General features: G+C 30.2%; 11 protein-coding genes. 7 read left to right on the forward strand and 4 right to left on the reverse strand.

Annotated elements, in window-relative coordinates; genetic code table 11:
- Nucleotides 1-43 precede the first annotated feature (43 nt).
- The gene (locus ACSHW5_RS15225; protein WP_435677005.1) at nucleotides 44-841 is read left to right on the forward strand and encodes an ABC transporter ATP-binding protein; all 798 of its coding nucleotides are present in this window, start codon (nucleotides 44-46) and stop codon (nucleotides 839-841) included.
- A 55-nt stretch (nucleotides 842-896) separates the two neighbouring features.
- Nucleotides 897-1,952: a M28 family metallopeptidase gene (locus tag ACSHW5_RS15230; RefSeq protein ID WP_435677006.1), complete on the forward strand. Its 1,056-nt coding sequence runs from the start codon at nucleotides 897-899 to the stop codon at nucleotides 1,950-1,952.
- Between the two features lie 91 nt (nucleotides 1,953-2,043).
- Here the strand turns inward: ACSHW5_RS15230 and ACSHW5_RS15235 are convergent, their stop codons facing one another.
- The 4 genes from ACSHW5_RS15235 to ACSHW5_RS15250 all read right to left on the reverse strand — a co-directional run bounded on the left by ACSHW5_RS15235 (nucleotide 2,044) and on the right by ACSHW5_RS15250 (nucleotide 5,745).
- Complete coding sequence (locus ACSHW5_RS15235; protein ID WP_435677007.1) at nucleotides 2,044-3,339, reverse strand: hypothetical protein; 1,296 nt, start codon at nucleotides 3,337-3,339, stop codon at nucleotides 2,044-2,046.
- Between the two features lie 75 nt (nucleotides 3,340-3,414).
- Nucleotides 3,415-4,479: an isochorismate synthase gene (locus tag ACSHW5_RS15240; RefSeq protein ID WP_435677008.1), complete on the reverse strand. Its 1,065-nt coding sequence runs from the start codon at nucleotides 4,477-4,479 to the stop codon at nucleotides 3,415-3,417.
- Nucleotides 4,476-5,327 (reverse strand): alpha/beta fold hydrolase, encoded by an 852-nt coding sequence (locus ACSHW5_RS15245; RefSeq protein ID WP_435677009.1) that lies wholly within the window; start codon nucleotides 5,325-5,327, stop codon nucleotides 4,476-4,478. The genes ACSHW5_RS15240 and ACSHW5_RS15245 overlap by 4 nt, the downstream gene beginning before the upstream one ends.
- A gap of 1 nt (nucleotide 5,328) precedes the next feature.
- Nucleotides 5,329-5,745 (reverse strand): PaaI family thioesterase, encoded by a 417-nt coding sequence (locus ACSHW5_RS15250; RefSeq protein ID WP_435677010.1) that lies wholly within the window; start codon nucleotides 5,743-5,745, stop codon nucleotides 5,329-5,331.
- 71 nt (nucleotides 5,746-5,816) lie between these two features.
- Between ACSHW5_RS15250 and ACSHW5_RS15255 the strand changes: the two genes are divergently transcribed.
- The 5 genes from ACSHW5_RS15255 to ACSHW5_RS15275 all read left to right on the forward strand — a co-directional run.
- Nucleotides 5,817-6,317: an IS1096 element passenger TnpR family protein gene (locus ACSHW5_RS15255; RefSeq protein ID WP_435677011.1), complete on the forward strand. Its 501-nt coding sequence runs from the start codon at nucleotides 5,817-5,819 to the stop codon at nucleotides 6,315-6,317.
- Between the two features lie 2 nt (nucleotides 6,318-6,319).
- Nucleotides 6,320-6,451: a hypothetical protein gene (locus tag ACSHW5_RS15260; RefSeq protein ID WP_435677012.1), complete on the forward strand. Its 132-nt coding sequence runs from the start codon at nucleotides 6,320-6,322 to the stop codon at nucleotides 6,449-6,451.
- A gap of 111 nt (nucleotides 6,452-6,562) precedes the next feature.
- Complete coding sequence (locus ACSHW5_RS15265) at nucleotides 6,563-7,462, forward strand: ABC transporter ATP-binding protein (RefSeq protein WP_435677013.1); 900 nt, start codon at nucleotides 6,563-6,565, stop codon at nucleotides 7,460-7,462.
- Between the two features lie 20 nt (nucleotides 7,463-7,482).
- Nucleotides 7,483-8,328, forward strand: coding sequence for an ABC transporter permease (locus ACSHW5_RS15270; RefSeq protein ID WP_435677014.1), 846 nt, complete (start codon nucleotides 7,483-7,485; stop codon nucleotides 8,326-8,328).
- A 44-nt stretch (nucleotides 8,329-8,372) separates the two neighbouring features.
- Nucleotides 8,373-11,280 (forward strand): immunoglobulin domain-containing protein (locus tag ACSHW5_RS15275; RefSeq protein ID WP_435677015.1); only part of this gene is annotated, 2,908 nt, incomplete at its 3' end.

Here is an 11,280-nt window from a genome sequence, read left to right on the forward strand (position 1 = left end):
CAAAGCAAACAAGCGTAACTTTGAAACTCTGAAACAAAAACATTTGAAACAAAAAAATAAACATATCGTCCTTAAAACTGAAAATCTATCCATTGGTTATCAGCAAAAAAAGAGCAGAAAAATTATTGCTTCAAATATTAATTTCGAAATTGAAAAAGGAAAATTAATAACCGTTTTAGGTAAAAATGGAATTGGTAAATCTACTTTATTAAGAACACTTTCTAAAGTACAAAAACCTATAAATGGCGATGTTTTTATCAATCAGAAAAAACTACAAGAACTCACAGAAACAGCTCTTTCTACACAATTAAGTTTGGTTTTAACAGAACGTTTACCAGAAAGTCAACTAACTGTTTATGAACTAATTGCACTAGGTAGACAACCGTACACAAATTGGATTGACAAACTCTCTGACAATGACATAAAAAAAGTAGAAACTGCAATTCATCAAACAGAAATTAATCACTTAAAAAACAATCGTTTTTACGAATTAAGCGATGGGCAATTGCAAAGAGTACTCATTGCAAGAGCGTTGGCACAAGACACAGAAATTATAATTTTAGATGAGCCAACGGCACATTTAGACATGCATCATACGATTAAAATATTTTCATTGTTAAAAAAATTGGTTGCCGAAACACAGAAAACAGTCATCATTTCTACGCACGAAGTAAATTTAGCAATTCAATTATCCGATGAAATTATTTTATTAACAGAAAGCACATTTCATGTTGGCACACCTAGTGAATTAATTGAAACCAATGCTTTTGACACTTTGTTTCCTAAAGAACTTGTTAAATTTAACAAAACGTTACAACAATTTGTGATTAACAAAAGTTAAATTTGAAATCCAAAAAAATAAATTTTATTTTACGACTTACTAACATTTTTTATACATGAAAAGAATATTTTATAGTATTTCTGTATTCGCTTTTATAGCCTGTGCTTCTAGTTTAAATAAAGCTTCAGACAATTTAACAAAGGTAAATTTTGCAGAAAAATACGCCGCTTCAATTACGGCTAAAGAACTTAGCAAACATTTATACATTTATGCTTCAGATGAATTTGAAGGAAGAGATACCGGTGAACCTGGACAGAAAAAAGCGATTGCATATTTAAAAGATTTTTATGTAAAAGAAGGTATTGTTTCACCAATTTCTAAAGATAATTATTATCAAGAAGTGCCTGCTGAATTTTTAAATAAAAGAAAAAGAGGAAAAGGTTTAAAAGATTCTGAAAATGTACTAGCATTTATAAAAGGAAGTGAAAAACCTGATGAAATTGTGGTTGTTTCTGCACATTTAGATCATGTAGGCATGAAAGATGGAGAAATTTACAATGGCGCTGATGATGATGGTTCTGGTACAGTGGCACTTTTAGAAATGGCGCAAGCATTTAATATGGCTGCTAAAAATGGCAAAGGTCCTAAACGTTCTATCTTATTTTTGCATGTAACTGGTGAAGAAAAAGGATTGTTAGGATCTAAATACTATACAGAAAATCCAATATTTCCATTGGCGAACACTGTTTGTAATTTAAATATTGATATGGTGGGTAGAGTTGATGATGCTCATAAAGAAAATCCTAATTATGTGTATTTAATTGGTTCTGATAAATTAAGTGCAAATTTACATGCCCTTTCTGAAGAAATGAATACAAAATATACAAACATTGCTTTAGATTATAAGTATAACGACGAAAATGACCCAAACAGATTCTACTACAGATCTGACCATTACAACTTTGCAAAACACAACATTCCTATTATTTTTTACTTTAACGGTACACATGCAGATTATCACAAAGCTTCTGACACCCCTGATAAAATTAATTATGAAATGTTAGAAAAAAGAACACGTTTGGTTTTTCATACAGCTTGGGAAGTTGCCAATAGAACTGAAAGAATTACTGCTGATTTGCTAGAAAAAAGTACGGAAGAAACTGAAAAATAAATAAACGCATTTTAGAAATTCAGTCAGCTTAAAAACCTGTCAGATTTTTTTTTTGATTATGTTCAATATTTAATCTGACAGGTTTTATCATTTATTCTTTTTTTGCATTAGTTTTGCCCAAATTATAAGTCAAACCAAAAACAAATCCTGTATCAAAACGATCCGTTAATGGAACAGTACTATTTTCTAAACTGTAAGATTCTGTAGAACTTGCAAGTTCATATCCATCTGCCAACCTTTTTACTTTCCCCATTGCAACTCCAAGATGTAAAATAATTCTTTCATCTTTACCAAATGAAACCCCACCACCCGCTAAAAATTGAAACCTTTGATCTGCTGTAAACAACGCTCCAAAACTGAACATAGGAGTTATGTAATTATTATCTCTAAACTTTACATTGATAACAGACCCAAAACCATAATCATACTTACCTATATCTTTTTGATAAATAAACTTTTCACCAGTTTTTGCTGAATTGTCTTTTGTATAAAATGCATCATCTTTTAAAGAAGTAAAAAACAAACCACCGCTAATATCAATTTTAATTCCACCAGTTACCCAAACTCTGTACGGGTAAGAATCTACAAGCGCATTGGTTTTTAAATCATAACGTTCTAAAGTAACTTCTACGTAATCTATGTTTTTACCATTTACATCTATGGGTAAAGTATAAGTAAATGTAGTAACCCTAAATAGTTTTGAGAGTAAAGTATCTATTTCCTTAAATGTATCTGTAAGAGTTTTAAAAGTATCTATAAAATTTGAAGAAAAATCTGTTTTTTTCATAGCTGCCTCTAAGTTGTTTTTTATACTTAAATATTGTACGTTAAGAATAGAAAACTGTTTACTCTTTTTTGAAATTTCTTTATAATCAATAGTTTCTTTTGCTGTATTCACCTTTATAAAACTTTTAATATTCTCTAAAAGCAAACTTGTTTTTGTTTTTAAAGTGTCTAATTTTTTGATATAACAAGGTTCAAGACAATTAATAGCTTCAATATCTACAACTTTTACAATATCCGTAATAACTTCATTATCTTTTTGATTAAATTGTCCATTTTCATTATTCAATGGATTGGATTGCCCCTCAAACAAATTAACTTCTTTTCTGTTAATTACATATTTATATTTTAATGGGTTTCCATTTATAAAATTAAAAGACAAAGTATTTCTATAATTAACTTCTAGTTGATTAGTAGAACTTATGGATTCATCACACATAGGTATTTCTTCCTTATTTTCCTTATTTTCCTTATAATAACCCGTCTTAATAGTCACATTCCCTATTTGAGGTTTACTTAAATCTACCGTAACAATGGTATTTTTTAATTGAGAAAATGTTTGGAAACTTAATAAAAGTCCGAATACTAGTAATAATTTTTTCATAATATTATGGTGTTTGGTTAGTTTACCATAAAATTATATAATTATTTTTGCCAAATTCTACCTATAAATAGGTATTTATAAAACCCTTTTCATGGTTTTACTTTTAGATACTGTTTCTTGCCATTCTTTACCTGGATTGCTACTTTTTGTAATTCCACCACCAATATAAAGAGAAGCCTCTAAACTTTTTATTTCCATACAACGTAAGTTTACATATAAGTTAGAACTTTCATTCTCAAATTCAGCATTTTGAAGATTAAGTTCTCCTAAAAATCCTGTATAAAAATTACGGTTGTAATTTTCATTTTTTAAGATAAATTCTTTTGCTTTTTCTCTAGGCAAACCACAAACTGCTGGCGTTGGGTGCAAGGCACTAATTAATGTTTTTAACGTTGATTTTTTCTGGTCTATTTTTCCGGAAACCTTCGTTCTTAAATGTAATAAATTCCCTGCTTTTACAGTTTCTTTTTTATCAATTTTTAAATCTGTAGTAATGTCTTTTAACTGCGATTCAATAAAATTAGTAACCAATTGTTGCTCTTCTAATTCTTTGGTTTTCCAAACGACATTTTTGTCGTTTTTAAAAAGTTGAGTCCCCGCTAAAGACATGGTTGTAAATTCCTTACCATCAATATTTAAAAGCGTTTCTGGTGTTGCACCCAACCACAAACCTACTTTTGGGTGAAACCAAATATACACAAATGCATTGGCATAGGTTTCTAGTAATTTCTTGTAAATTGTTAGTAAATTATACGCTTCTATTTTTACAATTTCCTTTCTAGAAACCACTACTTTTTGTAGTTCATTCTTAGCTATTATTTCAATAGTTTTAGCCACCAATTGTGTATACGTTTCTTTAGAAATTTCTGTTTCCTTAAAATCTTCTTTTAAACTAAAATTATCTTTAAAATTGAGTTCTTCTGTTAAAAAAGTGGCATTTTCTTTAGGAAATAAAATTGCGTTTTCTTCGGAATTAAAAGGAGCAAACACAAAGCCAGATTCTGTAAAATCTGTTGTATACACCAAATCATCATCTTGCATAAAAAAGCCTGTAATAGTTGTTGCATTCGGTTTTCTACACACTACAAATGGTGTGTTTTTATTGAAATAATCTTGTATTTTATCTAAAATTATACTCACTCTAATAGCTTTAAAAATGCTGTTTTTATAAATTCAAACTCACTCCAAACTAAACTATGACCTGCGCCAGGAATTGTAATAAGAGTAAACTGTTCTGCTGAAAATTCTTCTTTTAAATATTCTGAATTTGCATAAGGTACAATACCATCATCATCACCATGAATACTTATAATTTTATTTGGGTTTTCTAACCAATTTTGCTCATAATTCCTTAAATCTCTTTGATGTGATAACTTTTCTTTAGAAGCTTGTTTCCATATTTTTGGCACTAACCATCGTGTTGTTTTCCAATTGTAAAGATGTATCATCCAAGGCATTGGTTCTACTTTACTGTAAACTGCTGGTGCCAATAAAACAACTTTTTTATACTTAGTTGTATCCGCCAAAACAATAGGTCCGCCATAAGAATACCCCACTACAATAGTATTTTTAGTTGATAAATTTTCAGTAATATGCTGCAACATTCTTGCCTCAAAACCTATTGATTCTTGAACGTTATTTTTGTCTTCATAATTATACCCAATTCTATCATAACTAATAAAATTTGCTTTTTTAGAAAGCTCAGTATCCTTTAAATACGCTAAAAAATCGACACAAGAACCAATGGTTCCATGAACAAAAACAACAGTAGGAAAATTTACATTGTTTATGATACTTAATTTCCTAAAATCAAATCCATTAAATGTTTCGTGTGTAATGATAGGTTTTACCAAAGAGTCTTCAAATTTTGATAAAATTTTTTCATCAGATTTTGGAGATGTAAAATAATAGAAAACAGCGTACAAAAGCACAAAAACAACAAGAAGAAACCCGCTGACAAATTTAAAAAATCGTTTAAAAAAATTCATTCTACTTTTTCTCTAAAACAATATTTGTCATTTTAGCTACAGATATTAACTGCCCTTTTTCATCTACAATTGTAACTTCCCATAAATGTGTGGTTTTACCTTTATGAATATTTTTTGCCGTTGCAAAAACCACGCCTTCCTTTTTACTTCTTAAATGATTTATAGACAATTGTATACCATTTACAAATTGTGTTTTAGTATCAATAAAAAAATTAGATGCAGCACTACCTACACTTTCTGCTAAAGCGGCTGTTGCACCACCATGCAATTGCCCTAAAGGTTGATGAACGCTTGCATTTATAGGCATTTTTGCTGTTAAAAAATCATCGCCAACATCTATATATTTAATATGTAAAGTTTCCATTAAAGTATTCTTACATCTTAAATTAAATGCTTCTAAGATTTCTTTTTTATCCATTTCTAAATAATTTAAGTGTAAAAGTACACATAAAATTTTGTATTTTTGCCCTTGCAAATAGAAACCATTTCATGTACAAAATACGCGTAATATTAGACACCAAAGAAGACATCATTAGAACTCTTTTGGTAGACAATACCATAAATTTAGAAAAATTACACTCGGTTATTGCCAATTCTTTTGGTTTTAAAGGACAAGAAATGGCGTCCTTTTATAGAACTGATGATGAATGGAACCAAGGTGAAGAAATACCTTTGTTTAATATGGCAGAAGCTGGCGAAGGAATTTCTATGCAAACTTGCCTACTAAATGATACATTGCCAGAAGAAAACAACAAACTAATTTATGTGTATGATTTCTTAAAAATGTGGACTTTCTATGTGGATGTTGTTGAGATTTCTGCCGAAAAAAGAGAAGACTTACCACAAATAATTTTAGAAGTTGGCGAAATCCCTAATGAAGCTCCTGAAAAAGAATTTATTGCTGATAATTTAAGCGATGAATTTGATGATGAAGATGATTTAGACGATGATTTTGGTCATTTTGATGATTATGATTTTAATGAGTATTAAAAATGAGTACTAAAAAGAAAGGCACTTTAACTACTGATGGAGAATGGCGCAAACACTTGCGTAAATTCGGAAAACGTTTTTTTTGGAAAGCGGAAAGAAAAGCTGGTAAAAAATCCATAAAAAAGAATCTGTAAGTATCATACAACTGACCACTCAGAAACCCTAAACTAGAAATTTTGAATTGTTTCCCGTAACAAAATTGTAAATTAGTCGTCTTACACTTATAATCGACTAAAACAATTTCTTTGGAAACTATCTTATCTCTTAAAAATCTCGATAAAAAATACGGAAAAGTTCATGCAGTAAACAACCTTTCTTTTGATATTCAAAAAGGAAATGTTTACGGAATTCTAGGACCAAATGGTAGCGGTAAATCAACTACTTTGGGCATTATTTTAAATGTTGTAAACAGAACTTCTGGTGAGTTTTCTTGGTTTAACGGAAATTTATCTACACATGAAGCTTTAAAAAAAGTAGGTGCAATTATAGAAAGACCAAACTTTTATCCTTACATGACTGCCTCTCAAAATTTAAAATTGATTTGCAAAATAAAGGAAATTCCTACCAATAAAATTAATGAAAAATTATCAACCGTAAACCTGTTTGAAAGAAGAGATAGTAAATTTAGCACGTTTTCATTAGGTATGAAACAGCGATTGGCAATAGCCTCTGCTTTGTTAAATGATCCAGAAATTTTAATTTTAGACGAACCCACAAACGGCTTAGACCCACAAGGAATTCATGAAATTAGACAAATTATAACTGAAATTGCCTCTAAAGGAACTACCATTTTACTGGCTTCGCATTTATTAGACGAAGTAGAAAAAGTTTGTAGCCATGTTGTAGTTATTAGAAAAGGTATAAAACTTTATAGTGGTAGAGTTGATGAAATGACTGCTTCAAAAGGTTTGTTTGAGTTAAAAGTTGCTAAAGATGAAAACCTTTTGCTTCAACTTTTAGAAAAACATCCGTGCGTTGGCAAAGTAAACAAAGAAAATGACACTTTAATAGCTACATTACAAGACGATATTTCATCCACCGAAATGAATAAATATTTGTTTGAAAATGGTCTTATTTTATCGCATTTGGTAAAACGTAAACCTAGTTTAGAACAACAATTTTTAGATTTAACAAACAACAACTAATCAACTTAAAAAATATAATTATGTTAAGACTCCTAACCATAGAGTTTCATAAATTAAAACACAATACTGCTAGTAAAGTACTGTCTATCATTTATTTTGGCTTGCTTACTTCTATTACATTAATTGCTGCCATTAAGTTTGATATTGGTCCAATAAAATTTCATTTAGCCGAAATGGGAATTTTTAATTTTCCATATATCTGGCATTTTAACACCTATATGGCTGCTATTTTAAAATTCTTTTTGTTATTAGTTATTGTTTCTATGATGTCAAATGAATACAGTTACAAAACACTAAAACAAAATTTAATAGATGGCTTAAGTAAAAAGGAATTTATTTTGTCTAAATTCTATGCAGTGATTGCTTTTGCCTTAATTTCAACAATTTTTGTTTTTGTTGTTTCATTAATTCTTGGCTTAATTTATTCAGATTACAATGAGTTTGCAATTATTACTTCAGATTTAGATTATATTTTAGCCTTTTTTGTAAAGTTAGTTGGATTTTTCTCTTTTGGATTATTCTTAGGTATTTTAGTAAAACGATCTGCATTTGCCATAGGTGCCATGTTTGTTTGGTATTTTATTGAAGCAATTAGTAAGTTAATTTGTTATTGGCAATTTAATGAAAACCCAACAAACGCTCCTAAAACTGATACTATTTTACAATTTTTCCCTTTAGAATCTTTGTCTAATTTAATTAAAGAGCCTTTTTCTAGATTAGGTGCGGTTAAATCGGTTGCAAACCAAATTGGCGAAACTTTTACAAAAAGTTATACGGTAGATTTCTCTACAATTTTTATTGTTTGTATTTGGACTTTTATCTTTATTTATTTGTCTTTTGCACTGTTAAAAAAGCGGGATTTGTAATACTTTTTAAATATATTTGGCGTTTATAGCTCAAATGTCATCAAATGAAAAAAATATTACCCTTTATATTTCTATTTATTACATTATCTACATTTTCTCAAAAAGAAGCAAATTTTTGGTATTTCGGAAACAAAGCTGCACTAGATTTTAACTCCGGAACACCTGTTCCGGTTTCAGGAAGTTTACTAAGTACTACAGAAGGTTGTTCTTCTTTTGCCGATTCTAATGGTAATTTATTATTTTATATTGGTGCACCAACCTCAACCACAAATAATTTAACTATTTGGAATAAAAATAACGAAGCAATGCCAAATGGAACAAATTTAGAAGGAGATTCTTCTAGTTCCCAGTCTGCATTAACTATTCCTGCACCAGGAAAACCTAATATTTATTATATTTTTACAGTGGGCGCACCATCTAGTGATAACCAAGGATTTTGGTATTATACTGTAGATATGACTTTAAACGGTGGTTTAGGAGATGTTGTTGGTGGCGCTACTGATTTGTCTCAAGGATTTAGTAATAATTGGTCAGAAAAAGTTACAGCTGTTAAATCTGATGCATGTAATGAATTTTGGGTAATTTCTTTTCGTAGACCTAATATCTTTTATGCCTATAAAGTAGATGGTAGCGGTGTAGATACTGCAAGACCTGTACTAAGTACTATAAACGGTTATAGTGTTAATCAAGATGGTTCTAGAGGATATTTAAAAGTGTCTCCAGATGGTACAAAATTAGTAGCTGCAAATATGAATTCAGGTACTTTCCTTTTTAATTTTGACACTGTAACTGGTATGGTTACAAACTTTAATAATAGTGCAACCACAAACCCTTTAAATATAACTGGTAATGGCTATGGTGTAGAATTCTCTTCTTCTAGTGAAAGGTTGTATATTTCTACTGGTAATTTTAGTGCATCTACAGAAAATTTATATCAATTTGATGTAACTCAGCCAACTTTTAGTGATATTAATGATTCTAGATTGACTATACATAGTTATTTTAACACAAGAGGAGCATTACAATTAGGTCCTGATGCTAAAATTTATTGGACAAGTGATGGTTCTAGTAGCATTAGCGTTATTAATAATCCTGACGCAATAGGTGCCGATGTTAATTATTCTCATCGGTCGGTTTCTCTTGGCGCTGGTGTAAACGCAACACAAGGTTTACCTCCTTTTATTTCCTCCATTTTTTCAACAATAGATATTAAAGATCAAGATACTGATCAAATTATAACAAATCAAAGTTTACAGTTTTGTATTGGTGATGATAAAATACTTGTACCCAATGCCATTCCAGAAGGTGATACGCCACCAGTTTATACATGGGAATTTGACAATGGCACAACCTCTGTTGAAATAAATAATAATGAAAGAATCTTAGAGTTAACGAATTTACAAAAAACAGATACCGGAAAATATACTTTAACTGTTGAATTAACCGATAAATGTGGCAGTGTTACTCAATATATTGGTACATTTAACATAGAAGTTTTTGAAGCCGCAACAGCAACAAGTCCGGAAGATATTTTTTATTGTGATGATGATGTTGTTGCTGAGAATGATTTTTATTTACATGTTTTACAAGATGCTGAAATTTTAAGTTCTTTAGCAGACCCAACCTCTTTCACAGTTTTATATTTTGATACATTAGCAAAAGCAAACGCAAATGATGCTGGAACTGATTTACCAAATCCGTACCAAGTAAATACAGCAAGTACACAAACCATTTATGCACGTGTACAAAACATAAGAGCTCCAAACGCTTGTTTTGCAATTACAGAATTTGAGTTAGAAGTAACTAATGAACCAGAACCAATACAACCATCTGTTTACAGATTATGTGATGATACTACAAGTGTAGGAGGAGATACAGACGGGATTAGCAGTTTTAGATTAAACACAAAAGACGCTGAAGTTTTAGGAACTTTAGATCCTGCTCAATACAATGTGTCTTACCATACCTCTTTGGCAGATGCACAAACAAGCAGCGCTACAAACCCTATTGATAAAAACAACGGATATGAAGTAACCAGCTCGCAACAAGTATTTGTTCGTGTAGAAAATGTAGACAATACCAATTGTAATGCTATTTCTGACGATACTGCAGGAAGTACTTTCATGTCTTTTCAATTAATTGTAGATCCTTTACCTGTAGTCAATACAGCTCAACTTATTCAATGTCATAACAATCCTGATTTAACAACAACGGTTAATTTAAAATTAGCAAGACCAAATATTTCAACTAATTATATTGCTAAAAATGAAATTTTCGAATATTACAGAACACTTGCAGATGCAAGTGCAGGAACTCCACAAATTACGGGCTCAGATGTAGAAATGTATCCAGTTACAGGAACAGGAGAAGCTTGGGTTAGAGTATTTTCTGAACAAGCTTGTTACCGAATTTCTAAAATAAACATTACTGTTAATTTTGAAGCGGATCTTATATATCCTAAGATTTATGAAGAATGTGATGATTTTTTACCAAGTGATCCAATAGTAGGTGGAGCAAATGATGATACTGACGGAATTTCTTATTTCGACTTTAGTGATTCTGTTGATGAAATAAAAAACTATTTCCTAGTTACATCTCAACCAGATTTAGATGTTTTCTTTTATGAAACAGAAAGTGACAGAACTGCTTCTTTAAATGAAATTCCTGATATTACAAGACATAGAAACAATAACGATCCTACCTACGCAAACAACCAAACTATTTACGTTAAAATTGTAAACAGAACTAATAACGGTTGTTCTGGTACAGCGCAATTCTCTTTAGTTGTTAAACCTGTTACATTAGCAAATACACCTACAGATTTTACTTTGTGTGATGATGATCTTTCTGGAAGTACAACAGATGGTATAAATACAGGTATTAATCTTAGAGACAAAGTAGATGATATTTTAGGAAACACACAAACTGAAACAGATTATATTGTTTCTTTTC

It is taken from the genome of Polaribacter sp. (genome assembly GCF_051251875.1).
GTDB lineage: Bacteria > Bacteroidota > Bacteroidia > Flavobacteriales > Flavobacteriaceae > Polaribacter.

What these genes read in the sequence shown, in the direction of transcription:
- ACSHW5_RS15230 (WP_435677006.1), top strand. Translation starts at nt 897, where the DNA reads ATGAAAAGAATATTTTATAGTATTTCTGTATTCGCTTTTATAGCCTGT.
- ACSHW5_RS15235 (WP_435677007.1), bottom strand. Translation starts at nt 3,339, where the DNA reads ATGAAAAAATTATTACTAGTATTCGGACTTTTATTAAGTTTCCAAACA.
- ACSHW5_RS15245 (WP_435677009.1), bottom strand. Translation starts at nt 5,327, where the DNA reads ATGAATTTTTTTAAACGATTTTTTAAATTTGTCAGCGGGTTTCTTCTT.
- ACSHW5_RS15250 (WP_435677010.1), bottom strand. Translation starts at nt 5,745, where the DNA reads ATGGATAAAAAAGAAATCTTAGAAGCATTTAATTTAAGATGTAAGAAT.
- ACSHW5_RS15255 (WP_435677011.1), top strand. Translation starts at nt 5,817, where the DNA reads ATGTACAAAATACGCGTAATATTAGACACCAAAGAAGACATCATTAGA.
- ACSHW5_RS15260 (WP_435677012.1), top strand. Translation starts at nt 6,320, where the DNA reads ATGAGTACTAAAAAGAAAGGCACTTTAACTACTGATGGAGAATGGCGC.
- ACSHW5_RS15270 (WP_435677014.1), top strand. Translation starts at nt 7,483, where the DNA reads ATGTTAAGACTCCTAACCATAGAGTTTCATAAATTAAAACACAATACT.